Origin of the sequence: Amycolatopsis orientalis, assembly GCF_000943515.2 — a bacterium.
GTDB classification, from domain to species: domain Bacteria; phylum Actinomycetota; class Actinomycetes; order Mycobacteriales; family Pseudonocardiaceae; genus Amycolatopsis; species Amycolatopsis orientalis.
The window spans coordinates 6,865,333-6,887,668 of record NZ_CP016174.1 but is presented as its reverse complement, the minus strand read 5'-3'; the positions used below and the strand labels follow the sequence as shown (position 1 = coordinate 6,887,668).

At 68.3% G+C, this 22,336-nt stretch carries 26 protein-coding genes; 20 read left to right on the top strand and 6 right to left on the bottom strand.

The genetic code is table 11. The features are described 5' to 3' along the window. Window positions 1–249: 249 nt before the first annotated feature. Entirely contained in the window at window positions 250–2,364 is a 2,115-nt protein-coding gene (locus tag SD37_RS29840; protein ID WP_044855452.1) for a HelD family protein, read from the bottom strand. A 122-nt stretch (window positions 2,365–2,486) separates the two neighbouring features. On the opposite strand from SD37_RS29840, the gene rsmD reads away from it, so the two are divergent. From rsmD to SD37_RS29775, 13 genes are all read left to right on the top strand, one after another. Then, window positions 2,487–3,041 carry a 16S rRNA (guanine(966)-N(2))-methyltransferase RsmD gene (gene rsmD / locus SD37_RS29835; protein WP_037311444.1) on the top strand — a complete coding sequence of 185 codons (555 nt, stop codon included), beginning with the start codon at window positions 2,487–2,489 and terminating at the stop codon, window positions 3,039–3,041. Between the two features lie 53 nt (window positions 3,042–3,094). Next, on the top strand, window positions 3,095–3,577 hold the full coding sequence (gene coaD, locus SD37_RS29830; RefSeq protein ID WP_037311447.1) for a pantetheine-phosphate adenylyltransferase: 483 nt from the start codon (window positions 3,095–3,097) through the stop codon (window positions 3,575–3,577). Between the two features lie 99 nt (window positions 3,578–3,676). Next, a complete protein-coding gene (locus SD37_RS29825) occupies window positions 3,677–4,381 on the top strand; it encodes a ribonuclease domain-containing protein (protein ID WP_044855451.1) in 705 nt (234 codons plus the stop codon). A 67-nt stretch (window positions 4,382–4,448) separates the two neighbouring features. Further along, a complete protein-coding gene (locus SD37_RS29820; protein WP_044855450.1) occupies window positions 4,449–4,973 on the top strand; it encodes a SigE family RNA polymerase sigma factor in 525 nt (174 codons plus the stop codon). Then, complete coding sequence (locus tag SD37_RS29815; RefSeq protein WP_044855449.1) at window positions 4,973–5,767, top strand: hypothetical protein; 795 nt, start codon at window positions 4,973–4,975, stop codon at window positions 5,765–5,767. The genes SD37_RS29820 and SD37_RS29815 overlap by 1 nt, the downstream gene beginning before the upstream one ends. A 120-nt stretch (window positions 5,768–5,887) precedes the next feature. After that, the gene (locus SD37_RS29810) at window positions 5,888–6,613 is read left to right on the top strand and encodes a DivIVA domain-containing protein (RefSeq protein ID WP_044855448.1); all 726 of its coding nucleotides are present in this window, start codon (window positions 5,888–5,890) and stop codon (window positions 6,611–6,613) included. 161 nt (window positions 6,614–6,774) lie between these two features. Next, on the top strand, window positions 6,775–7,392 hold the full coding sequence (locus SD37_RS29805) for a YceD family protein (RefSeq protein WP_044855447.1): 618 nt from the start codon (window positions 6,775–6,777) through the stop codon (window positions 7,390–7,392). A 72-nt stretch (window positions 7,393–7,464) separates the two neighbouring features. Beyond that, window positions 7,465–7,647 (top strand): 50S ribosomal protein L32, encoded by a 183-nt coding sequence (rpmF, locus tag SD37_RS29800; protein ID WP_005160412.1) that lies wholly within the window; start codon window positions 7,465–7,467, stop codon window positions 7,645–7,647. 15 nt (window positions 7,648–7,662) lie between these two features. Next, complete coding sequence (gene rnc / locus SD37_RS29795; protein WP_161780873.1) at window positions 7,663–8,409, top strand: ribonuclease III; 747 nt, start codon at window positions 7,663–7,665, stop codon at window positions 8,407–8,409. An 86-nt stretch (window positions 8,410–8,495) separates the two neighbouring features. Then, window positions 8,496–9,356, top strand: coding sequence for a bifunctional DNA-formamidopyrimidine glycosylase/DNA-(apurinic or apyrimidinic site) lyase (mutM, locus tag SD37_RS29790; protein WP_044855446.1), 861 nt, complete (start codon window positions 8,496–8,498; stop codon window positions 9,354–9,356). A 67-nt stretch (window positions 9,357–9,423) separates the two neighbouring features. After that, on the top strand, window positions 9,424–9,864 hold the full coding sequence (locus SD37_RS29785) for a helix-turn-helix domain-containing protein (protein ID WP_037311474.1): 441 nt from the start codon (window positions 9,424–9,426) through the stop codon (window positions 9,862–9,864). Beyond that, on the top strand, window positions 9,865–10,428 hold the full coding sequence (locus SD37_RS29780) for a hypothetical protein (protein ID WP_044855445.1): 564 nt from the start codon (window positions 9,865–9,867) through the stop codon (window positions 10,426–10,428). Then, window positions 10,425–11,609 carry an MAB_1171c family putative transporter gene (locus SD37_RS29775; protein WP_044855444.1) on the top strand — a complete coding sequence of 395 codons (1,185 nt, stop codon included), beginning with the start codon at window positions 10,425–10,427 and terminating at the stop codon, window positions 11,607–11,609. The genes SD37_RS29780 and SD37_RS29775 overlap by 4 nt, the downstream gene beginning before the upstream one ends. On the opposite strand, the gene SD37_RS29770 is transcribed toward SD37_RS29775, so the two are convergent. The 4 genes from SD37_RS29770 to SD37_RS29755 are packed head-to-tail and all read right to left on the bottom strand — an operon-like array spanning window position 11,606 to window position 13,945. Next, on the bottom strand, window positions 11,606–11,959 hold the full coding sequence (locus SD37_RS29770) for a DoxX family protein (protein ID WP_044855443.1): 354 nt from the start codon (window positions 11,957–11,959) through the stop codon (window positions 11,606–11,608). The genes SD37_RS29775 and SD37_RS29770 overlap by 4 nt on opposite strands. Before the next feature lie 38 nt (window positions 11,960–11,997). Further along, the gene (locus SD37_RS29765; RefSeq protein WP_044855442.1) at window positions 11,998–12,687 is read right to left on the bottom strand and encodes a hypothetical protein; all 690 of its coding nucleotides are present in this window, start codon (window positions 12,685–12,687) and stop codon (window positions 11,998–12,000) included. Then, window positions 12,684–13,571, bottom strand: a complete 888-nt coding sequence (locus SD37_RS29760) for an ABC transporter ATP-binding protein (RefSeq protein WP_044855441.1) — start codon at window positions 13,569–13,571, stop codon at window positions 12,684–12,686. The genes SD37_RS29765 and SD37_RS29760 overlap by 4 nt, the downstream gene beginning before the upstream one ends. After that, on the bottom strand, window positions 13,568–13,945 hold the full coding sequence (locus SD37_RS29755; protein ID WP_037311493.1) for a GntR family transcriptional regulator: 378 nt from the start codon (window positions 13,943–13,945) through the stop codon (window positions 13,568–13,570). Before SD37_RS29755 ends, SD37_RS29760 begins: the two co-directional genes overlap by 4 nt. A gap of 163 nt (window positions 13,946–14,108) precedes the next feature. Here SD37_RS29755 and SD37_RS29750 point away from each other — a divergent pair, with 163 nt between their 5' ends. The 3 genes from SD37_RS29750 (at window position 14,109) to SD37_RS29740 (ending at window position 16,791) form a co-directional block, all read left to right on the top strand. Next, window positions 14,109–14,432: a PadR family transcriptional regulator gene (locus SD37_RS29750; RefSeq protein WP_037311497.1), complete on the top strand. Its 324-nt coding sequence runs from the start codon at window positions 14,109–14,111 to the stop codon at window positions 14,430–14,432. Beyond that, window positions 14,429–15,685: a DUF1700 domain-containing protein gene (locus tag SD37_RS29745; protein WP_044855440.1), complete on the top strand. Its 1,257-nt coding sequence runs from the start codon at window positions 14,429–14,431 to the stop codon at window positions 15,683–15,685. Before SD37_RS29750 ends, SD37_RS29745 begins: the two co-directional genes overlap by 4 nt. Window positions 15,686–15,822: 137 nt before the next feature. Next, a complete protein-coding gene (locus SD37_RS29740) occupies window positions 15,823–16,791 on the top strand; it encodes an alpha/beta fold hydrolase (protein WP_044855593.1) in 969 nt (322 codons plus the stop codon). Between the two features lie 415 nt (window positions 16,792–17,206). On the opposite strand, the gene SD37_RS29735 is transcribed toward SD37_RS29740, so the two are convergent. After that, window positions 17,207–17,731 (bottom strand): YflT domain-containing protein, encoded by a 525-nt coding sequence (locus SD37_RS29735; RefSeq protein WP_044855439.1) that lies wholly within the window; start codon window positions 17,729–17,731, stop codon window positions 17,207–17,209. Window positions 17,732–17,959: 228 nt separating this feature from the next. Here SD37_RS29735 and SD37_RS29730 point away from each other — a divergent pair, with 228 nt between their 5' ends. Genes SD37_RS29730 through SD37_RS29715 form a run of 4 tightly spaced genes read left to right on the top strand, consistent with a single transcriptional unit; the run spans window position 17,960 to window position 22,146 of the window. After that, complete coding sequence (locus tag SD37_RS29730) at window positions 17,960–19,324, top strand: glutamine synthetase family protein (protein ID WP_083255118.1); 1,365 nt, start codon at window positions 17,960–17,962, stop codon at window positions 19,322–19,324. Further along, window positions 19,305–20,018 (top strand): gamma-glutamyl-gamma-aminobutyrate hydrolase family protein, encoded by a 714-nt coding sequence (locus tag SD37_RS29725; protein ID WP_044855438.1) that lies wholly within the window; start codon window positions 19,305–19,307, stop codon window positions 20,016–20,018. The genes SD37_RS29730 and SD37_RS29725 overlap by 20 nt, the downstream gene beginning before the upstream one ends. Beyond that, window positions 20,015–21,379, top strand: a complete 1,365-nt coding sequence (locus SD37_RS29720) for an aldehyde dehydrogenase family protein (protein ID WP_044855437.1) — start codon at window positions 20,015–20,017, stop codon at window positions 21,377–21,379. Before SD37_RS29725 ends, SD37_RS29720 begins: the two co-directional genes overlap by 4 nt. After that, window positions 21,379–22,146 carry a 3-oxoacyl-ACP reductase gene (locus SD37_RS29715; protein ID WP_044855436.1) on the top strand — a complete coding sequence of 256 codons (768 nt, stop codon included), beginning with the start codon at window positions 21,379–21,381 and terminating at the stop codon, window positions 22,144–22,146. The genes SD37_RS29720 and SD37_RS29715 overlap by 1 nt, the downstream gene beginning before the upstream one ends. Window positions 22,147–22,336: the final 190 nt, after the last annotated feature.

Below are 22,336 nucleotides of genomic sequence, written 5' to 3'. Positions count from 1 at the left end.
CGGTGAAAGCGCCGTGACACCGAACAACGAAGAGGCAGTAGAAATACCCCTGGACGTGCGATGCGTCCCCACATCGTTCACTCACCGGGGGTCTGAAGGGCTCCTTCAGGACATTCACCAGTGCCCTGAAGGAGCCCTTCAGCTTTTTCGCTCCCGCCCCGTCACGCGTTTCGTCCTCTGGACGCGGTACTTGCACGCGCAACTACCGCGTCCAGAGGACGAAACGCGCGGGGTGAGGCCGGCGCGGGGTCAGGCAGCCGGGATCCAGTCGGGGTTCGAGGCGAGGACCGTCAGCTGCTGGGTCGCCCGGGTCAGGGCCACGTACAGCACCCGGCGGCCGGTGGTCGACTCCGTGATGAGGTCGTTCGGCTCCACCAGGACGACGGCGTCGTACTCGAGGCCCTTGGAGTCGAGACTGCCGACGACCTTGAGCCGCTCGTCCGACAGCTCGGCGAGCCAGCCCTCGACCTCGGGCACCCGGTCCATGGCGGTGATCACGCCGACGGTGCCTTCGACGGCCCCCATCAGCTCCTTCACCGCGGCCTGCGTCGCCGCCTCCAGCCCGGCGGCCTCGACCGGCCGGACCTCCGGCGTGATGCCGGTCTGCCGCACCGCGCGCGGGAGCTCGTCGGCCTCGGCGTGCCCGGCGACGACCTTCGCGGCCAGGTCGAAGATCTCCGCCGAGTTCCGGTAGTTGGTGCGGAGGGTGAACCGGCGCCGCGTGGTCTTGAGCCCGAAGGCCTGGTCACGCGCCATCGCCGCCTCGCCCGGATCCGGCCACGAACTCTGCACCGGGTCGCCGACCACGGTCCAGCTCGCGTACTTGCCGCGCCGCCCGACCATCCGCCACTGCATCGGCGAAAGGTCCTGCGACTCGTCGACGACCACGTGCGAGTACTCGTCGTAGTGCTCCGGCCGGGTCGGGGCGCCGCCGCGTTCCGGGTTGACCTCGATGCTCTGCCTGCCGCGGCGGCTCTTGGGCGGCTGCCCGATCAGGACGCGCAGTTCGTCGAGGAGCGCGACGTCCGCGATGGTCCAGCCGCGCGAGCGGTCGGCGAAGTCGGCGGCGAGCATGGTGATCTCGGCGCGGTTGAGCAGGCCCTTCGCCGCGGCGGCGAGCCGCTTCTCGGTGCCGAGCCAGCGCAGGATCTGCGCCGGGTACAGGATCGGCCACCAGACCACCAGGAACCGGTGGAACTCGATGCGCTCGCCGAGTTCGGTGATCAGCTCGGCCTTGTCGATCTGACGGCCGTCGTCCTTCGCGTGCTGCTCCGCCTTCGCGGCGAGCGCGTCGAGCAGCAGCTCGGCGGCGCGGATCCGCGACCGGTTCGGCGGCCCGCCCGCGGTGTGGACCTTGCGGCGCACCTTGTCGAGCTCGCGCGCGTTCAGCCGCAGCACCTCACCGCGGTAGACGATCTTCATGTCCTCGGGCGCGTCTTCCGGTGTGTCCCGCAGCGCCCGCAGCAGGATCTTGCGCATCCGCAGCGATCCCTTGATCGCCGCCAGCGGCGCCGCGTCCTGACGGGTGGCTTCGAGGCCGTCGAGGACCTCGCCGAGCGCGCGCAGTTCGACGTTCGTCTCACCCATCGACGGCAGCACCCGCGAGATGTAGCTGGTGAACACCCCGGACGGGCCGATCACCAGCACGCCCGCGCCGCCGAGCTGGCGGCGGTGGCGGTAGAGCAGGTACGCCGCGCGGTGCAGCGCGACCGCGGTCTTGCCGGTGCCGGGGCCGCCGGTGATCTCGGTGACCCCGCGCCACGGCGCCCGGATGACCTCGTCCTGCTCCTTCTGGATGGTCGCGACGATGTCCCGCATCTTCTCGCCGCGCGACCGCCCGAGTGCGGCCATCAGCGCGCCCTCGCCGACGATCTGCATGTTCTCGGGGACGGCGTCGGCGATCAGGACGTCGTCGTCGACATCGAGCACGTTCTGCCCGGAGCACCGGATCACCCGGCGCCGGACGACGTCCATGGGCTCTTCGGCGGTCGCCTGGTAGAACGCCGCCGCCGCGGGCGCGCGCCAGTCGGTGACGAGGTTGTCGAACTCGGCGTCGCGGATGCCGAGACGGCCGACGTAGATGTGGTCGTTGTCGAGGTGGTCGAGCCTGCCGAACACCAGGCCCTCGTACTCCGCGTCGAGGGTCTGGAGGGTCTGGTTGGCGTGATAGACCATCATGTCGCGCTCGAACAGCATCGACGCCTGTTCGAAGATGGCTTCACGACCCGCGCCATGGCCGATTTCATAGCCCTTGGTACGCATGGCCTCAGCCTGGGCACGCAATTCGGCGAGCCGGGTGTAGACCCTGTCCACATGGGCTTGCTCGATGGCGATCTCGGCCCGTCTGACCCGAGGTTCGGACACGCAACGCTCCTAAACGCTTCTATCGCCTCCGAGGGCGAAGGACGACTCTACGCGAGGTGAGCGGCGGCATCACCAAGTCCCGTCCTACGTCACGGTGGATGTCGTTGAGGCACGATGCTCCAATGACCAGGATCGTGGCGGGGACCGCGGGCGGCAGGCGGTTGAAGGTCCCTCCGAAGGGCACGAGGCCCACCTCGGAACGCGTGCGCGAAGCGCTGTTCAACGCGCTGGAGGTAGCCGGCGAACTGCAGGGAGCCCAGGTCCTCGACCTCTACGCCGGTTCGGGCGCTCTCGGCCTGGAGGCGCTGTCCCGCGGGGCGGCGGGCGCGCTGTTCGTCGAGTCGGACAGGCGTGCGGCCGAAGTGCTCAAGGGGAACGTCGCCGCGCTGGGGCTGGGCGGGACGGTCCGGGCGGGCGCCGTCGAGGCCGTCGTCGCCGCTCCGGCGCCGGAAACGTTCGACATCGTCCTCGCGGACCCGCCGTACGCTGTGGATTCCACCCGGCTGGGGGAGGTCATGGCCGCGCTCGCGGCGAACCGCTGGGTCGCCGACGGCGCGCTGGTGGTGATCGAACGGGCCGCGCGGGACGGCGAACCGGACTGGGCGGCGGGTTTCGAGCCGATGCGGACCAAGCGCTACGGCGACACCGCGCTGTACTGGGCGGAATATCAGGTGTGAGACGGCGCACGGATGAACGCGCAAGGGTCCCTTCTCCTTGGTAGCGTCCGCGCATGCGGCGTGCGGTCTGTTCCGGGTCCTACGACCCGGCCACCAATGGACATCTCGACATCATCGAACGGGCGGCCAAACTGTTCGACGAGGTCGTCGTCGCGGTGGGGGTGAACAAGAGCAAGAAGGGCCTGTTCACCGTCGAGGAACGGATGGACATGCTGCGCGAGATCACCGCGAAGCTGCCGAACGTGCGCGTCGACTCCTGGCAGGGGCTCCTGGTCGACTACTGCCGCGAGAACGACATCGTCGCCGTCGCGAAGGGGCTGCGCTCGGTCAGCGACTTCGACTACGAGCTCCAGATGGCGCAGATGAACCGCGAGCTGACCGGGCTCGAGACGCTGCTGATGGCGAACAACCCGGCGTACGGTTTCGTTTCCAGTTCGCTGGTCAAGGAGGTCGCCGCGCTCGGTGGCGACATCGAGCATCTGGTCCCGCCGATAGTGTTCAAACGGCTCATGGAGAAGTACTCCGAACGAGGTTGACCCGAACGGCCGAAGCCGTTGGTCGGCTTGTGGTGAGTGGCGAGGGAGAGTTCACCTTCACGCCTTCTGGTGAACACACGATCGGGTTACGGTCCGAAAATGACCAACAAACGATCGCGGATCGCCGCCGCGCTGCTCGTTCTGCTAGTCACCTTCTTCGGCGGGATCGGTGCCGCGCAGGCCACGGCCGCGAACACGCCCGTCTCCGTCCAGCAGAACCCTTGTGGGGATCTCACCGGATTCAAGCACTCGGCGCTCTCGTCGCTGCCCGCCGAGGCCACCACGACGTACAACCTGATCAAGAAGGGCGGCCCGTTCCCGTATCCGGACAAGGACGGAACGGTCTTCTCGAACCGGGAGAACATCCTCCCGAAGTGCGCTTCGGGCTACTACCACGAGTACACCGTCCTGACCCCGGGCTCGCCCGACCGTGGCGCGCGCCGCATCGTCACCGGGAGCGGCGGGGAGTTCTTCTACACGGGCGACCACTACGCGACGTTTTCCGTGATCGACGTCGACGGCACGCCTTCGCCGACGCCGGCCTGCGGTGACACCTCGAAACTGGCGAAGGTCGGTTACTCGACGCTCTCCGCCGCGGCGAAGTCCGTGGTGGACAAGGCGCGCGGCGGCGCGACCGGCACGGTCTACGAGAACCGCGAAGCCGTGCTGCCGTCGTGCGCCGCCGGCTACTACCAGCTGTTCCCGGTCGGCACGAGCGACCGCGTGATCTCCGGCAAGGGCGGCGAGATCGTCTACACGCCGGACCGCTACGCGACCTTCAAGCTGGTGAATCTCGCCGGCTGACCCGCCCGTGCAACATTTCGTGCCTCCTCGTCCGTGAGATACACCGGAACACTGACGAGGAGGCACGATGCGGTCTGGGGACGATGCGAGCTTCAGGGAGTTCGCCAGGGAGAAAGCGCTACCGCTGAGACGGACGGCGTACTTGCTCTGCGGCGACTGGCATCTCGCGGAGGATCTGGTCCAAACCGCGCTCATCAAGCTCTACCGGGTCTGGCCGAAGGTCCGCCGGAAAGGGCCCGTCGACAACTACACGAGGCAGATCCTGATGCGCTGCTGGCTCGACGAGCGGCGACGACCATGGCGGAGCAGAGAGAACCGCGACGGTGTCGTCCCCGAAGAGTCAGTGGCCCCGGCCGGCAGTGCTGATGCCGGGATTTCGGATTCGCTGCTTCGCGCCCTCGCTGAGGTTCCACCGAAACAGCGCGCCGCCGTCGTGCTGCGCTACTGCGCCGATCTGCCGGTCGCGGAGGTCGCCGTCGCGCTGCGCTGTTCGGAAGGGACGGTCAGGAGCCAGGCCGCGCGGGGACTCGACGTCCTGCGCGCGGCACTGAAGAGACAGCACGACGAGGCTGTCTCCGGGAGGAGCGCGTGATGGACGAACTCGAAAACAGGCTACGCGGGATCAAACTGGCCGAGCCCCCGCTCGGCTTCGACCCGGACGAGGTCGCCGGGACCGCGGCGAAGAAGCTGCGGAACCGGCGGGGGGTCGTCGCGACCGGGGTCGCGACACTCGCGGTGATCGCGGCGGCGGTGGTGTTCGTGGCACCGGGGGACGGGCCGGCGAAGGTGTCGCCCGCCGCCCCCACCTCCTCGGCGCTCCCGCCTCAGGTGAGGCCGGACGAGCACACGCCCTTGGTGGATCTCACCGCGCAGAAGGCGCGGAACCTCGAACATCTGCGGAAGACGGTCATGAATCTGCTGCCCGGCGCGACCGGGTTCGAGTTCGGCGAGTTCGAACAGGACTACTACCCGGCCGAGTGGGACGTGATGACCGCGAGCGTGCGCTATCGGGACGCCTCCGACGTGGAACGCGGGTTCAACGTGACGCTCGCCGGCGTGGTCTCGACCAAGAAGATGTATTCCGACCGGGCGGCCTGCCCCGGAGGTCCCGTGGTCACGTTGCCGGACGGGAAACCCCTGCGGTGCGAGGTGCTGCCCCAGCCGGGCGGGACGCGGGTCGTGATCATGGAGAAGGGCAACCCCGGAGCGGATCTGAAGGGGAGCACCGTCGAATCGGTCAGCGGCCGCGACGCGATCGCGTTCCTGGCCGACGGCACCGCGGTCACCGTGACGGACCTCGGGGCGCTGAGCGGCCCCCGCGGGCCGTCGCTGAACGACCAGCAGTTGCTGAGGCTCGTCCTCGATCCGGAGCTGACCCTTCGGTGATCATGGCGCGCGGTACCGGGCGGGACACGCCCGGTACCGCGCGCTTTCACCCCTTACGGCGGCGATGAGGGCAAACTGATCTCAGGGAATGTGGGGATCGCTGTAGGTAGGGAGTGGGCCGTGTACCGGGTTTTCGAGGCGCTCGACGAGCTCGTCACCATCGTGGAGGAAGCCCGCGGCGTGCCGATGACCTCCAGTTGCGTCGTACCGCGGGGGGACACCCTCGAACTGCTCGACGACATCCGCGACGCCCTCCCGGGCGAGGTGGACGACGCGCAGGACGTCCTCGACAAACGTGACCAGCTGATCCAGACCGCCCGTACCGAGGCGGCGGAGACGATCTCCACGGCGAACACCGAGGCGGACCGCACGGTCGCCGAAGCGCAGGCCGAAGCCGAGCGCATCCTCGCCGACGCCCGCGCCCGCGCCGAGCAGATGATGGGCGACGCGCACAGCGAGGCCGAGCGCATGGTCGCCGCCGGGCAGGCCGAGTTCCAGAACCTCACCGACCGTTCGCGGGCCGAGTCGGAGCGGATGATCCAGGCGGGGCGTGACGCCTACGAGCGCGCCATCGAGGACGGCCGCGCCGAGCAGGCCCGGCTCGTCTCGCAGACCGAGGTCGTCCAGGCCGCGCACGGCGAGGCAGCGCGTATCGTCGACGAGGCGCATGTCGAGGCCGACAAGCAGCGGAGCGACTGCGACGCCTACGTCGACGGCAAGCTCGCCGAGTTCTCCGAACTGCTGGCCACCACGCTGCGGACGGTCGATTCCGGCCGCAACCACCTGCGGTCCCCGGTCAACCTGCCGGGCAACAGCCGGACCTCCCTGTACGACTACCAGTCCTAGCCGCTGCCGCGCGCAACCAAGCGCAGTCCGTGAAGGCCTCCTTGAGGGACTCTGGGTCCCTCAAGGAGGCCTTCACGGACTCGCACCGCGTCCCCTGCACCGCAGGCCTTCACAGACCGTGCCCGTAAACCGGTGGCGGTACCTGCGTACCCTGGTCACCGATGTCTGAGAACAAGTCGCCGCAGGCCAGGCCCGCGCAATTGGACGACCGGAACCCGTGGGTGCTCGACACCCGTGAACTCGGCCGTCACGCCGGCCTGAGCAAGGCCGTCCACCGCGCCATCCCCGTCGCCACCGCGCTCGGTGTGCCCGACGTCATCACCATCGACGCCGGCTCCAGCCTGGAACTCGACCTGATGCTCGAGTCCGTCGTGGAGGGCGTCCTCGTCAGCGGTACGGCCTCCGCCGTCGCGACGGGCCACTGCGCGCGATGCCTCGACCCGATCACCGAGGACGTCGAGGTCGACTTGACCGAGCTCTTCGCTTACCCCGGCTCCGCGACCGAGGAGACCACCGACGAGGACGAGATCCCCCGCCTGGTGGACGACCGGATCGATCTCGAGCCGACGGTCCGCGACGCGGTCGTGCTCGCGCTGCCGCTGGCCCCGCTGTGCACCGAGGACTGCCAGGGTCTGTGCATCGAATGCGGCGTCAAGTGGGCCGATCTCGAGCCCGGTCACGGGCATGAGAAGATAGACCCTCGGTGGGCCGCGCTGGTCGATCGTTTCGAGGACGAAACGGGCGATGACCAGGCCGATGGCCCCGGAAAGCAAGCCTGACGAGCACCAGCTCGTTCCGGAGAAGCAAGTTCGCTCGCGACCGCGGGCAGACCGTCTGAAGGAGATCTACTCGTGGCCGTCCCGAAGCGGAAGATGTCGCGATCCAACACCCGCGCGCGCCGCAGCCAGTGGAAGGCGGCTCCGGTTCAGCTGGTGCCCTGCTCCAACCGCGCCTGCAAGCAGCCGAAGCTCCAGCACATCGCGTGCCCGGCCTGCGGCCAGCACAACGGTCGCCAGGTCGTCGAGCCCGCCTGATCGGCGGCTGACGACATGGGGGGCAAGTCGGCCGGTGGACCGCCCGCCGACCCCGCACCATTGCTCGAAGCGCTCGGGATCACCATCGAGCCCGAGCTGCTGAAGCTGTCGCTGACCCACCGTTCTTATGCCTATGAGAACGGTGGGTTACCGCCGAACGAGCGTCTGGAATTCCTCGGTGACGCGGTGCTGGGGATGGTCGTCACCGACCATCTCTACAACACCCATCCCGACTTGGCCGAGGGGCAGCTCGCGAAGCTCCGTGCCAGCGTGGTCAACATGCACGCGCTGGCCCGGGTCGCGCGCGGCCTCGGTGAAGGCGGGCTGGGCAAGCACCTGTTGCTGGGCAAGGGCGAAGAGCTCACCGGCGGCCGGGACAAGGCGAGCATCCTCGCCGACGGTCTCGAAGCCGTCATCGGCGCCGCGTACCAGCAGCACGGCATCGACATCGCGCGTCAGCTCGTGCACCACCTGTTCGACGGCCTGCTCGCCGAAGCGCCGCTGCGCGGTGCCGGTCTGGACTGGAAGACCAGTCTCCAGGAGCTGACCGCGTCGGCAGGGCTCGGTGTACCCGAGTACAAGGTCGAGGACACCGGTCCCGACCACCGTAAGGAGTTCAGCGCCACCGTGCTCGTCGGCGGGCGTGAACTCGGCTACGGCTCGGGGACGACCAAGAAGGAAGCCGAACAGAAGGCCGCCGAGACAGCCTGGCGCCAGCTTTCGGCCGAACTCGACGTCGAGCAGCCGCCGAAGACCACCTGAGGTACCTCTCCACTGCCCCTCGTGAGTGGTAATGACGGTTCTGACCGCGATTACCACTCACGAGGGTCAATGGGAGAATCGGGACCATGCCCGAACTCCCCGAGGTCGAGGTGGTCCGCGCCGGGCTGGAAGCGCATGCCTCCGGCCGGACGATCACCGAGGTCGAAGTCCTGCACGCCCGCGCGATCCGCCGCCACGAACTCGGCGCCGAGGACTTCACCGGACGGCTTTCCGGAACCAAGATCACCGCGGCACGCCGTCGCGGCAAGTATCTGTGGCTGGAGCTGTCGGACGGCCAGGCCATGCTCGCCCATCTCGGCATGAGCGGCCAGATGCTCGTCCAACCTCAAGACGCGCCTGACGAGAAGCACCTTCGCGTGCGGTTCCGCTTCGCCGACGACGGCCCGGAGCTGCGCTTCGTCGACCAGCGGACCTTCGGCGGACTCGCACTCGCGGAACTCACCGAAGTCGACGGGACCGCCCTGCCGAGCACCATCGCGCATATCGCCCGCGACCCGATGGATCCGCGGTTCGACCTCGACCAGGCCGTCCGTGCCCTGCGGTCGAGGCGGACCGAGATCAAACGCGCCCTGCTCGACCAGACCCTCGTCTCCGGTATCGGCAACATCTACGCGGACGAAGCACTCTGGCGGTCCAAACTTCACTGGGCCCGCCCGACCGACAGGCTCACCGCGGCGCAGGGCCGGACAGTCCTCACCGCCGCCAGCGAGGTCATGGCCGCCGCACTCGTCGCGGGTGGGACGTCGTTCGACGCGCTGTACGTCAACATCAACGGCGAGTCCGGGTATTTCGACCGTTCTCTCGACGCCTACGGCCAGGAAGGCCTGCCGTGCGGTCGATGCGGGACGCCGATCCGGCGCGATCCCTTCATGAACCGTTCGTCCTTTTCGTGCCCGCGTTGCCAGCCGCGGCCTCGTATGAGGTGAAAACTGTCGTGTACGGCGCGGGTGTCGCGTCAACTAGCATGAACGGGCACGACATGTAGGGAGTGGGATGGTGGCCGCGACCGAGCCCGGCAAGACGACGCTCGCCGAAAAGATCGACAAGCTGTTCCAGATCGTGCTGAGACCCGATCGCGAGCCGTACAGTCACGAAGAAGTCGCCAAGGCCTGCCGAGAGGCCACCGGCGAGAGCTTCTCGACGACCTACCTGTGGCAGTTGCGCACCGGTCGCCGCGACAATCCCACGAAACGCCATCTCGAAGCGCTCGCCCAGTTCTTCGGTGTCTCGCCCGCGTACTTCTTCGACGACGAGCAGAGTGCCAAGATCGCCGAGGAACTCGCGCTCCTCGGCGCCCTCCGCGACGCCGGTGTCCGCGACGTCGCGCTGCGGGCGGTAACACTTTCCCCCGATGGACTCGACACCATCAGCGACATGATCGACGCGATCGCCCGCAGGGAATCCGGACGGGGCGGCACGAAGAGGGAGGCGTGAGTGGACCGCCACCGCAAGGAGTTGTGGCGCCGCTGCCGGAGTCTCGCCGACGGCGTCAGTCTTCCCGAACCCTTCGACGCCGGTGCCTTCATCGCCGAACTGGCCGCCGAACGCGGCCGCCCGATCGAGTTGATGCAGGTCAACGTTCCGTCCAGCGGCCCGTGCGGGCTCTTGATGAGCACCGAACGCGCGGACTACATCCTGTACCCGACCAACACCACCGCCCTCCACCGGCGGCATATCCTGCTGCACGAGGTCGGTCACCTGCTGTGCGGCCACGTCGGCTCCGACACGGGCACCGACGGCATCGCGCTCGACGCCGCCGCCAGCAAGACCCTCATGCCGAACCTGTCGCCCGAACTCGTCCGCCGTGTCCTCGGCCGCACGAGCTACAGCGCCGTCGAGGAGCAGGAGGCCGAACTGCTCGCCAGTCTGCTCGCGCAGCGCGTCGCCAGGACGGCGGTGCGCGGCGTGGTCCACACCGACGAGACCGGCAGCGATCTCGCCGGTGGGATGGCCAGGGTCGACAACCTCTTCGGCAGCCGGAAGCGACGCCTGCCATGATCGAGACCATCGCGTACTTCTGCTGCGTGGTGGCCTTCGCGGGCTTCGGTTACAAGCTGATCCAGGCCCGCCACACCCAGCCGTTGCGGCGGATGTGGTTCCTCAGCGGCTTCGGCATGTGCATCGCCGGCGGCATCATGCTGCTCACCCCGGCCATGGAGAACGCCGTCGGCATCGAAGAACCCATCGGCAGTCTTCTCAACCTGGCCGCCGATCTGCTCAAGATCGGCGCGATGGCGTTCGCGGTTGCGTTCGCGCATTCGCTGAAACTGGGTGAGAGCAAGCGGATCGGCTGGCACGCGATGCTTTCCTGGACGGTGGTGGCCGCCGAGATCGCGCTCTTCTTCCTGTCCGGCAGCTACCGCGTCGGCGAGCACACCGCCGCCGGGCCGGGCAGGCTCGGCTGGTTCGTCGCGTACAACGTCCTCTTCCTCGTCTACGGGCTGATCAGCCTGCTCACCTTCTCGGTCGTCTTTGCCCGCTTCGCGCGTCACGCCGCCCCCGGCCCGCTCCGCACCGGGCTGTGGCTGCTCGTCGGCGGCGGGGTCGCCGCGCTGGGCTGGACCTTCTGGGACGTCGACGACATCTACATCCTCGCCACCACCGGCGCGGTCGACGCCGGTGAGGACACGCTGTCGTCGATCTTGGCGGCGCTGAGCGTCGGGCTCGCCGGGGCGGGCGCGACGCTCAGCGTGTGGGGCCCGGCGCTGGCGACCCCGTTCCGCCTGCTCGGCACGTACCGGACCTACCGCCGGATCGAGCCGTTGTGGACGGCGATGCGGGAAGCCGTCCCGGGAATCGCGCTGGACCCGGGCCCCGGTATGCCGGGCGGGGTCGAATTCGCCTTGTACCGCAGGGTGATCGAGATCCGGGACGGCCATCTCGCGCTGCGCCCGTATTTCGATCCGGACGTGCCGCCGGTCGCGGAAGCCGAGGCTCGCCGGGCGAAGATCCCCGAAGCCCGTGTCCCCGCGACGATCGAGGCGGCCGCGTTGGCCGCCGCGCTCGTCGCCTCCGAGGCCGGCCGCCGGTTCGCCCCCGACGACGTTCCGGCGACCTACCTCGACGAGCCCGACATCGCCACCGAAGCGGCATGGCTGGTCGAAGTCACGCATGCCTGGCGGCGGTCGACCGTGGTCGGACGCATCCGGGACAGAGCACGCGAAACCCTTGCCGCTTAAGGTGAAACGATCGTGATCACGGCGGTGGCCGCCGCGATCAGCGCGAGCCACAGCGGCGGGACGACGTCCTTGCCCCCGTCGCCGGCCCGCAGATGCGCGACGGCCGCCCCGATCAGCAAGGCCACCAGGCCGATCGCCGCGGCGATCCCGAGTGGCGGCCAGAACAGCCCGGCCACCAGTCCGGCCGCCCCCGCGACCTCCAGCGCGCCGATCCCCTGGATCGCCCGGACCCCGAAACCGAGTCTCTCGGTCCGGGCGACCAACGACGGCTGACGCAGGACCTTCGCCACCCCCAGTACGGCGAAGATCGCGGCGAGCAGCGACGACAGCACCACCTGAGCCACGGCCATAGCAGAACTCCTTGGTGTGGAAGGGTTTTCCGGCCGGATCAGACGGTGACGCGGCGCATGGTGGCGAAGCCGCCGGCACCCGCGACGCAGACCAGCAGCGCGAGCACCCCGGTCATCCCGCCCACGGTCAGTGAGCTGAAGAACGTGCCGAGCTTCGACCAGGAATCGGTCCAGCTGAGCACCAGCACCCCGCCCAGCACCACCAGTACCTGCGCGGCGGAGAACAGGACGACGCCCACGACCGCCGCGCGGCGGTAGATCAGGCCGTACCACATGCCGTAGACGAACATCAGCGTCAGCAACACGAACGACGTGAGCAGCGTCAGATACCAGGAACCGTCGAGCAGCCAGGGGACCCGGAAGTAGTGGAGGCCGAGCCCCCAGCCGCCGGTGCCCTCCTCGATCGCCTGGAACACGGCGATCCCCACCGAGTACAGCGCGGACAACCCGGTGATCAGCAGGATGGTGCCCAGGTAGTACGACCGCCTCGACACGCCCAGCGCGAGCCCGAACGGCAGAGATTTCGTCATGCTCAACGCGCCGCAGACGAGCATGAACACGTACATCGTCGCCAGGCCACCCGAGTAGTTCTCTTCGGGAGTTCCGGGCAGCAGCGAGAAAATGGCGAGGTTGACGAAGAACGCGAAGAACGTGACACCGATCGGAAGGACCATGAACTGGATCCGGTCCACCAGGTGGTAACGCGCGACGTTGATCAGGGTGTTCATGCGGACGCCTCCTCTGCGGTCTGTCCGTTGGAGGTGTGCACCATCAATTGCTGCAGGGACAACGGTTCCAGCTTCAGGTGCAGGGCCTGGGCCCGTGCCTTGGCCGCGGCGTCGAGCGCGTCGGCGACGGTGACCGAAGCCCGCGAACCGATCTTGCGGCGGTGCAGTACCCGCCGTCCGGCGACGAAGGTCTCCACCGCCGTGGCCGGCCCGCTGACCGTGGCGGCCGCGCCGCGCAGGTCGTCGGCGGGCGCATCGAGGACGACGCGGCCCTTGTCGATCATCACGACGTGCTCCAGCAGATCGGCCACCTCGTCGATCAGGTGCGTGGAGAGCAGCACCGTGCGCGGATGAGCCGAGTAGTCGTCGAGCAAGCGGTCGTAGAACAGCTGCCGCGCGACGGCGTCGAGGCCCGCGTACGGCTCGTCGAGCAGCGTGAGTTCCGCGCGTGCCGCCAGCCCGATGGTGATCGACAGTGCTGAGCGCATACCTCGCGACAGCTTCTTGATCGGCCGCTTCGTCGGCAGATCGAAGTCGCGGAGCAGGGTGTCGGCCAGTTCGGCGTCCCAGTTCGGGTAGAACCACGACGCCGCCGCGAGGGCGTGGCGCACCTTGAAGTCCGGGAACTGCTGATCCTCGCGGACGAGCACCAGGCGCTGGAGCACCCGTTCGTTCTCCACCGGGCTTTCCCCGAACACGCGGACGGTGCCCGCGCTGGCGAACTCCTGCGCGGTGATGATGCGCAGGAAGGTGCTCTTGCCCGCGCCGTTGCGGCCCAGCAGGCCGGTGATCTTGCCTTCTTCGATATCGACCGTCACGTCGCCGAGCGCGAGGTGGTCGCCGTAGCGCCGGGTCAGGCCGGTGGTCGAAATGGTCGGCGTCATGCGGCCGGTCCTCCGTTCTGGTGTCCGTTCCCGCGAATGAGCGAGATCAGGGCTTCGTCGTCGATGCCGAGGCGCCTCGCTTCGACGAGCATCGGGTCGAGGTATTGCTCGGCGAACCGTTTCCGCCGGTCGGTGAGCAGCTTCTCCCGCGCTCCGGCGGCGACGAACATCCCGATGCCGCGCCGCTTTTCGAGCAGGCCGTCGTCGGCGAGCACGTTGATTCCCTTGGCCGCCGTCGCCGGATTGATCCGGTAGAAGGCGGCGAGTTCGTTGGTTGACGGCACGCGTTCCCCCTCGGCCAGGCTTCCCTCGGCGATGTCGTCGGCGATCTGTTCGGCGATCTGCACGAACAGGGGTGTTCCTTCGTCGAGCACGACACCTCCGTCCCCAGTCTTCGTGCACCTCGGTCAGGTGCGGTGGTTCATTACTGGACTAAGTAACCCATGAACCCCCTGTCGGCGCAAGTCGCCTCCGCCGTGCGCACTACTGTGCAATGCGTGGTACCTTCTCTTGCGTAAGACTGGGAGGGACGCGACTGTGGAGATCAGTCAGCTGCTTAAAGGCGTGTTGGACCTCGCCGTGCTCGCGGTGCTTCGCGGAGAGGACGGCTACGGCTACGACGTGCTCCGAAGACTCCGGGTCGCGGGGTTGCAGGAGGTGGGCGACGCATCGGTGTACGGGACGCTTCGGCGGCTGTACAAGGCAGGCCTGCTGACGTCGTACGTGGTGCCGAGTGAAGAAGGCCCGCATCGCAAGTACTACAGCCTCAACGAGCCGGGTCGCCGTCGCCTCGAAGAATCGGCGCAGACCTGGCGGACTTTCGCTTCGACGATGACCAGCCTGTTGGGAGAGGCAGCATGAGCACGCAGAATCCGACCGCCGTGCGGGTGTATCTGGCGAGGGTCAGGAGCGCGCTCGCCGACCTGCCCGAGAGTGAAGTCGAGGAGATCCTCGAAGACGTCCGTCCCCATCTCGCCGAGATGGAGGCGGAACTGGGGGAGGCCGCCAAGGTCGACGCGCTGATCGAGCGGCTCGGCACCCCCGAGAGCTACGCCGCCGAATTGCGGGCGTCCGGCGGCTATCCGCCGCGTCCGGCCGACGCGGGTGGCGAAACCGCAGTGCTGAAGGCGAAAACCGGGATCGGCGGAGCACGCTTCGCGTTCTGGGGATTGGTCTTCTCGGTGGGCGGTTTCGCGCTCTTCGGCTTCGCGGCCGCGGTGTGGGTCCGGGTGGAACCGTTGCTGGGCCTGCTTTTCGTGGCGCCCGTGTTCGCGATCAGCGTCGCTTACGTGGTCCGGAAGGGGGTCGCCCCGGTCGCGGAACTGCCCGAGGTCGTCAAGCTCTGCGAGATCGGGACGTCGTTCCGGTCCACTAGGGACGGTAAGGGGCTGGCCTTCCTTCGCTCGCTCAAGCCGGCGTGGTGGGTGCTGTGCGCGGTGGTGCTGGTCGTCTTCGGTCTCCTGCTGGTGCTGCGCGAAGCCGAGGCGGTGCTGTTGCTGCCGTTGCTGCTCGTCGCGGCGGCCGCGGTGGTGTGGGCGGGGCCGAAGGTGCCGGGGGACAGGCGGCTGCTGTGGCTGGCCGTGCCGGTCTCGGCGTTCGTCATCGGCAGCATGCTCGGCGGGGTGGGCGCGGCGGTCGATCTGATCGCGAAACGCTCTTACGGCGGTGGTTCCTACAACAGCGGCTACTCGCCGAACTACAGCGACGGTTACGGCAACCCGCAATTGATGTACGGCAGCCAGGACGTGGAGAACATCTACGCGTTCGACGCCGAAGGCAAGCCGCTGACCGAGATCTACCTCTACGACGAGGACGGCCGTCCGCTCAGCACGACGCGGTACGCCTGCGAGAGGAGCACGGGGGAGAAGCGGAAGGTCGGCGACGACAACCGCTATCCGCGGCCGCGGGTCGAGCGGGGAGTGCAGGACGAGCAGGGGAACCTCAACGGCTACAACGGTTCCCGCGGTTACTGCCAGGAGCGGACCGACGTCCCGTTCAGCGCGGCGATCCCGAAGGGCGCGCCGATGCCGCCCGCTTCGTCCGCTCCGCCGTCGTCCCCGGCTGCGCCGCCGTCCTCCGCGCCGCCGTCGAACTCCACCCAGCCGACCCGCTAGGTGGCCCGGGTGGAGGCGACCGTCGGGGGCGCCTCCACCCGATTCTCGAACCGGTACGTGTAACGAGAATCGAACCGGCCGGAAACCTGGCCCGAATATCGCGGTGTTCCACTGGCCGGGTGACCGTGCTGACCGGTATGGAGGTGGACGACCTCGCGCCGCGCAAAAAGGTCGTCCACGGCTACGAACGCGCTTATCGAATGGCCGGACGCGGGCCCGCCGTGTTGTTCGTCCACGGGATCGGCGACGATTCTTCGACCTGGCTCGATGTGCTGGCCGCGCTGTCCGGGGAATTCACCGTCATCGCCCCGGATCTCCTCGGGCACGGGGAATCGGCCAAACCGAGGGCGGACTATTCGGTCGCCGCGTACGCGTGCGGAATGCGCGACCTGCTTTCCGTGCTCGGCGTCGACAAAGTCACCGTCGTCGGGCATTCGCTCGGCGGCGGGGTCGCGATGCAATTCGCCTACCAGTTTCCGGAGCGGTGCGAACGGCTGGTGCTGGTCGGCTCCGGCGGGATCGGTCCGGGGGTCCATCCGCTGCTGCGGCTGGCGGCCGCGCCGGGCGCGGGTTTCCTGCTTCCGGTGGTCGGTTCCGCGCCGGTCCGGCTCGGCCTTCGCGCCTTTCGCGGGCTGCTGCGGCAGGCGGGCGGCTTCGGGCTGGGCGAGGATCTCGACTACGTGCTCGGCAAGTACGTGCGGTTGGTGGAGGCGACCACGCGGCAGGCGTTCCTGCGCACGCTCCGGTCGGTCGTCGACTGGCGTGGCCAGGTGGTCAACCTGCTCGACCGGTGCTACCTCAGCGCGGGCATCCCGGTGATGCTCGTCTGGGGCACCGAAGACCATGTCGTGCCGAGCGAGCACGCCGCCGTCGCGCATTCGGCCATGCCGGGCAGCAAGCTGGTGATCTTCGAGGGGGCGGGTCACTTCCCGTACTTGACGGACCCCGTGCGCTTTCTGGCCGAGCTGCGGGAGTTCCTCACCGCGACCGAGCCGGCGAGTTACGATTCCGGGCAGTGGCGCAAGCTGTTGCGGACGGGGAGCGCGTCCCCGGATCTTCCGGACCGCACGGAACTGGACCGTTCGGCGATCCCCAGCGGAACGTGAGCCACCGGGTCGTGAGTGGTAATGACGGTTATAGAGGGGTAAGGCAAACGTGGCGTGATCGGGTCGCTGCCGTGAAGGTCCCCCTTGTCTGCCCTCACGGTAGCGAAGGAGGCCTTCACTACCGTGTGCCCGGCGAGGGGGTCCCCGAGGAGGCGGGGCGCGCCTCCTGACTGTCCATAAAGGACAATTTCCAGCGACTCGGTGTCCGATTGATGTCGATCTGTGCGGTCCTGTGCGGGGTCGTGAGTGGCAATGAGGGTTAGAACCCTATTTGCCACTCACGACCACCTCGCGAGACCGGGCAAACTGCTCAAGTCGGACATTGATCGCCGGGAAGGTGTCCCTTGTGGACACCCGTGGTCACGGCCCGGCTTCTGTCAGCAGAACCGTCATCACCACTCACGACCGTTACGGGTCAGTGGGTGAACGCGCTCCTGGCGGCCAGGTCGGCCAGCAGGGCCCGGCCCTTCTCGGCGTTGCGCGGCTGAGCCAGGACGTCGTAGCGCCGGGCGACCAGCTGGCTCTGGGAGAAGAACCCGCGCTTGTTCTTCGACGACGCGTACCCCAATGCGCCGAACAGCAGGTTGAACCCCACACCGCCGACCAGGCCGACGATGATCGGCACCAATCCGGCGGCCGGGTTCAGCAGGCTCAGCACGAGGCCGAGGACCATACCGAACATCGCGCCCGACAGTGCCGAGCTGGTCAGTATCTTGCTCCAGCTCATCCGCCCGGCGACCCGCTCGACCAGAATCGGTTCGACACCGACGATGGTGACGTCGGTGATCGGGAAGTCCGTTCCCGCGAGGTGGTCGACGGCACGCTGCGCTTCGGAGTACGACTCGTACGAGCCGATCGGCCACCCGCTGGGCAGCGTCGGGAGCTGAGCCCGTCCCTGGGGCTCGGTGAACGTGGTCTGCTGCGTGAATGCCTGTGTCATTCCTTCTCACCTCTCTTGATCCGTACAACGTTCCGGATGCGCGGATCTCCTCCCGATGCGGCGGGATTCACAGCATCTTCTCAGCCGGGCATCACAGACAATCCGCCCAGGGATCAACTACAGTCCGCAATGGATAACGAAATAGACCATTGGTCGAGTTGACCTGCCCGGGCTGACCCGGTAGGAAGAAGCCGCAAAGGTACCGCTTCGAACCTTTAGGTGAGGCTGATGGCGAACAGGCGCGGCATGCTCACGCTGGATCGGCTCCGGGAACTGGTCGAGGACGGCACCGTCGACACGGTGCTGGTGGCGATCACCGACATGCAGGGCAGGCTGCAGGGCAAACGCTGCGCCGCCGAGTACTTCCTCAACGAGGTCGTCGCGCACGCCACCGAAGCGTGCAACTACCTGCTCGCGGTGGACGTCGACATGAACACCGTCGACGGCTACGCGATGTCGTCGTGGGAGACCGGTTACGGCGACTTCGTCATGCGCCCGGACTTCGACACGCTGCGCCTGCTCCCGTGGCAGGAGGGCACCGCGCTCGTCCTCGCCGACCTCGAACGGGTGCAGGGCGGCGCGGTGGCCCCGTCGCCCCGCCAGATCCTGCGTGGCCAACTCGACCGGCTGGCCGCGCTCGGTCTCGGCGCCTACGTCGGCACCGAACTGGAGTTCATCGTCTTCGAGGACACCTTCGAGTCGGCGTGGGACAAGCGGTACCAGGGGCTTCGCCCGGCCAATCAGTACAACGTCGACTACTCGATGCTCGGCACCTCGCGGATCGAGCCGCTGCTGCGCCGGATCCGCAACGACATGGGCGGCGCGGGGCTCTACGTCGAGTCGGCCAAGGGCGAGTGCAACCCCGGCCAGCACGAGATCGCCTTCCGCTACGCCGACGCGCTGACCACCTGCGACAACCATAGCGTCTACAAGACCGGGTCCAAGGAGATCGCCGCGCAGGAGGGCAAGAGCCTCACCTTCATGGCGAAGTACAACGAACGTGAGGGCAACTCCTGCCATATCCACATCAGCCTGCGCTCGGCCGAGGGCGAGGCCGTGCTCGCCGGGGACGGCCCCGGCGGGTTCTCCCCGCTGATGGAGCACTTCCTCGCCGGTCAGCTCGCCGGGCTGCGTGAGCTGACCTACTTCCTCGCGCCGAACATCAACTCCTATAAGCGTTTCGTCCCGGGCAGTTTCGCGCCGACGGCCGTCGCGTGGGGTACCGACAACCGCACCTGCGCGCTCCGCGTCGTCGGGCACGGGGAGTCGCTGCGGACCGAGAACCGGGTGCCGGGCGGCGACGTGAACCCGTACCTCGCGGTGGCCGCGCTGATCGCGGCCGGTCTGCACGGTATCGAGAACGAACTGGAGCTGGAGCCGGAGTTCCACGGCAACGCCTATGGCTCCGGCAAGCCGACCGTGCCGACGACCCTGCGGGAGGCCGCGGAGCTGCTGGACCGGAGCGCGCTCGCCAGGACCGCGTTCGGGGACGAGGTCGTCGACCACTATCTGAACGCGGCGAAGGTCGAACTCACCGCCTACGCCGCCGCCGTCACCGACTGGGAGAGGATCCGTGGCTTCGAACGGCTCTGAGCCCGTCATCGGCCTCACCTCCTATCTGGAACCCGCGAAGTTCCTGGTGTGGGAGACCGAGGCCGCGCTGCTGCACCGCGTCTACGTCGACGGGATCGTCGCGGCGGGCGGGATCCCGGTCCTGCTGCCGCCGGTGAGCGACGCGCACGAGCGGCTGGTGTCCGCTGTGGACGGTCTCGTGCTGGTCGGCGGCGCCGACGTCGATCCGGCGCGTTACGGCCAGGAGCAGCACGCGACGACGTACACGAGGCCGAACCGGGACGCCTTCGAGTTCGGCCTGCTGCGGTCCGCCTTGGCCGCCCGCAAGCCGGTACTCGGCGTCTGCCGCGGGCTCCAGGTGCTCAGCGTCGCGCTGGGCGGGACGCTCACCCAGCATCTCCCGGACACTTTGGACAGTAAGGATCACCAGCCCGCGCCGGGGACCTTCGGAACCACTACGGTGACCCTTGCCGAGGGCAGCCGGGCCGCGTCGATCTTCGGCGCCGAGACCAAGGTGCCGTGTTATCACCACCAGGCCATCGACAGGCTCGGCGACGGGCTGGTCCCGGTCGGCTGGGCCGCCGACGGCACCATCGAGGCGGCGGAACTGCCCGGCGACGGGTTCGTGCTCGGCGTCCAATGGCATCCGGAACAGAACCCCGGCGACATCAGGCTTTTCGAGGCCCTCATAGCAGCGGCGAAGGAGACGAAGTGACCACCTTCGAGGTCATCAACCCCGCCACCGAAGAGGTGGTGAGGTCGGTCGGGCTGACCTCGGCCGAGGAGACCGACGCGGCGATCGCCCGCGCCCACGCGGCGTACCCCGGCTGGCGTGCGGTGGCCCCCGGCGACCGGGCGCGGCTGCTGCGCCGGTTCGCCGACGCCGTCGACGCCGACATCGAGAACCTCGCCCAGCTGGAAGTCGCCAACGCGGGGCACACGATCGGCAACGCCCGCTGGGAGGCGGGGAACGTCCGCGACGTGCTGACCTACTACTCGGCGTCGCCGGAACGGTTGAGCGGCAAGCAGATCCCGGTCCCCGGCGGCGTGAACATGACGTTCCACGAGCCACTTGGCGTGGTCGGGGTGATCGTGCCGTGGAACTTCCCGATGCCCATCGCGGGCTGGGGTTTCGCGCCGGCCCTCGCCGCCGGGAACACCGTCGTGCTCAAACCGGCGGAGCTCACCCCGCTGACCGCGATCCGGCTCGGTGAACTCGCCCGCGAGGCGGGTATCCCCGAGGACGTCTTCCAGGTGCTCCCCGGCAAGGGATCCGTGGTGGGACAGCGTTTCGTGGACCATCCCGCGGTACGCAAGGTCGTCTTCACCGGCTCCACCGAGGTCGGCAAGCAGATCATGGCGGGCTGCGCCGCCCAGGTGAAGCGGGTGACGCTGGAACTCGGCGGCAAGAACGCGAACATCGTGTTCGCCGACGCCGACCTGGAGAAGGCCGCGGCCACGGCGCCGTACGGGGTGTTCGACAACGCCGGGCAGGACTGCTGCGCGCGGTCGCTGATCCTCGTGCAGGCGAGTGTGTACGAGAAGTTCATGGAACTGCTGGAGCCCGCCGTGAACGGCGTGGTCGTCGGGGATCCGCGGCTGGAGATGACCGAGATGGGGCCGCTGATCTCGGCCGGGCACCACGCGAAGGTGTCGTCCTATGTGGACGATGACGCGCCGGTGGCCTTTCGGGGAAGCGCCCCGCTGGGGCCGGGCTACTGGTTCCCGCCGACCGTCGTCACCCCGCCGGACCTGCGGCATCCGCTGGCCTCGGACGAGATCTTCGGTCCCGTCGTGGCGGTCGTCCCGTTCGCGGAGGAGGCGGACGCGGTCACCATGGCCAACCACACCGAGTACGGCCTGTCCGGCTCGATCTGGACCCGCGACGTCGGCCGCGCCTTCCGTGTCGCGCGCGGCGTCGAAGCCGGGAACCTTTCGGTCAACTCGCATTCGTCCGTCCGGTACTGGACACCGTTCGGCGGCTTCAAGCAGTCCGGGCTCGGCCGGGAACTCGGCCCGGACGCGCTCGACGCCTTCACCGAGACCAAAAACGTTTTTATCAGCACGGAGGAATGATGGTTCAGCGTTTCGAGGACCGCGTCGCGGTCATCACCGGCGGCAGCAGCGGCATCGGTCTCGCCACCGCCCGCAGGCTGGCGAGCGAGGGCGCGAAGGTCGTCATCGGCGACATCTCGGCGGAGCAGGGCAAGGCGGCGGCCGACGAGGTCGGCGGCCTGTTCGTGCAGGCCGACGTCACCGACGCCGAGCAGGTCGAGGCCCTGTTCCAGACCACTGTGGACACTTTCGGCTCGGTCGACGTCGCGTTCAACAACGCCGGCATCTCCCCGCCCGAGGACGATTCGATCCTCACGACGGGTATCGACGCGTGGGAGAAGGTGCAGAAGGTCAACCTGACCTCGGTGTACCTGTGCTGCAAGGCCGTGCTGCCGCATATGCAACGGCAGGGCAAGGGCTCGATCATCAACACGGCGTCGTTCGTCGCGGTGATGGGCGCGGCGACGTCGCAGATCTCCTACACCGCGTCCAAGGGCGGGGTGCTGGCGATGAGCCGTGAGCTGGGCGTGCAGTTCGCGCGGGAGAACATCCGGGTCAACGCGCTGTGCCCGGGGCCGGTGAACACGCCGCTGCTGAAGGAGCTCTTCGCGAAGGACCCCGAGCGGGCCGCCCGGCGGCTCGTGCACGTGCCGGTCGGCCGGTTCGCCGAACCGGAGGAGATCGCGGGGGCGGTCGCGTTCCTGGCCAGCGACGACGCCTCGTTCATCACGGCGTCCCAGTTCCTGGTGGACGGGGGGATCTCGGGCGCCTACGTCACGCCGCTGTGATCCCGCGTTCAGTCCTCTGAATGCGTCACCGCCCGAACCGCGACGGTCCGTGAAGGCCTCCTTCCCTACTCTCAAGGTCAGGGTCCCGGCAAAGTCGCAGAGTTGCTGATCGGCGCTGCTCTTGATGGTCCGGATGTGACATCACTGGTGCCTGCGAGGTTCGAGTGTGGAGGATTTGGGACGGTGAACG

What these genes read in the sequence shown, in the direction of transcription:
- rnc (WP_161780873.1), top strand. Translation starts at nt 7,663, where the DNA reads ATGGGGGGCAAGTCGGCCGGTGGACCGCCCGCCGACCCCGCACCATTG.
- SD37_RS29765 (WP_044855442.1), bottom strand. Translation starts at nt 12,687, where the DNA reads ATGAACACCCTGATCAACGTCGCGCGTTACCACCTGGTGGACCGGATC.
- mutM (WP_044855446.1), top strand. Translation starts at nt 8,496, where the DNA reads ATGCCCGAACTCCCCGAGGTCGAGGTGGTCCGCGCCGGGCTGGAAGCG.
- coaD (WP_037311447.1), top strand. Translation starts at nt 3,095, where the DNA reads ATGCGGCGTGCGGTCTGTTCCGGGTCCTACGACCCGGCCACCAATGGA.
- SD37_RS29820 (WP_044855450.1), top strand. Translation starts at nt 4,449, where the DNA reads ATGCGGTCTGGGGACGATGCGAGCTTCAGGGAGTTCGCCAGGGAGAAA.
- SD37_RS29775 (WP_044855444.1), top strand. Translation starts at nt 10,425, where the DNA reads ATGATCGAGACCATCGCGTACTTCTGCTGCGTGGTGGCCTTCGCGGGC.
- SD37_RS29815 (WP_044855449.1), top strand. Translation starts at nt 4,973, where the DNA reads ATGGACGAACTCGAAAACAGGCTACGCGGGATCAAACTGGCCGAGCCC.
- SD37_RS29735 (WP_044855439.1), bottom strand. Translation starts at nt 17,731, where the DNA reads ATGACACAGGCATTCACGCAGCAGACCACGTTCACCGAGCCCCAGGGA.
- rsmD (WP_037311444.1), top strand. Translation starts at nt 2,487, where the DNA reads ATGACCAGGATCGTGGCGGGGACCGCGGGCGGCAGGCGGTTGAAGGTC.
- SD37_RS29785 (WP_037311474.1), top strand. Translation starts at nt 9,424, where the DNA reads ATGGTGGCCGCGACCGAGCCCGGCAAGACGACGCTCGCCGAAAAGATC.
- SD37_RS29715 (WP_044855436.1), top strand. Translation starts at nt 21,379, where the DNA reads ATGGTTCAGCGTTTCGAGGACCGCGTCGCGGTCATCACCGGCGGCAGC.
- SD37_RS29825 (WP_044855451.1), top strand. Translation starts at nt 3,677, where the DNA reads ATGACCAACAAACGATCGCGGATCGCCGCCGCGCTGCTCGTTCTGCTA.
- SD37_RS29730 (WP_083255118.1), top strand. Translation starts at nt 17,960, where the DNA reads ATGGCGAACAGGCGCGGCATGCTCACGCTGGATCGGCTCCGGGAACTG.
- SD37_RS29740 (WP_044855593.1), top strand. Translation starts at nt 15,823, where the DNA reads ATGGAGGTGGACGACCTCGCGCCGCGCAAAAAGGTCGTCCACGGCTAC.
- SD37_RS29805 (WP_044855447.1), top strand. Translation starts at nt 6,775, where the DNA reads ATGTCTGAGAACAAGTCGCCGCAGGCCAGGCCCGCGCAATTGGACGAC.
- SD37_RS29770 (WP_044855443.1), bottom strand. Translation starts at nt 11,959, where the DNA reads ATGGCCGTGGCTCAGGTGGTGCTGTCGTCGCTGCTCGCCGCGATCTTC.
- SD37_RS29745 (WP_044855440.1), top strand. Translation starts at nt 14,429, where the DNA reads ATGAGCACGCAGAATCCGACCGCCGTGCGGGTGTATCTGGCGAGGGTC.
- SD37_RS29760 (WP_044855441.1), bottom strand. Translation starts at nt 13,571, where the DNA reads ATGACGCCGACCATTTCGACCACCGGCCTGACCCGGCGCTACGGCGAC.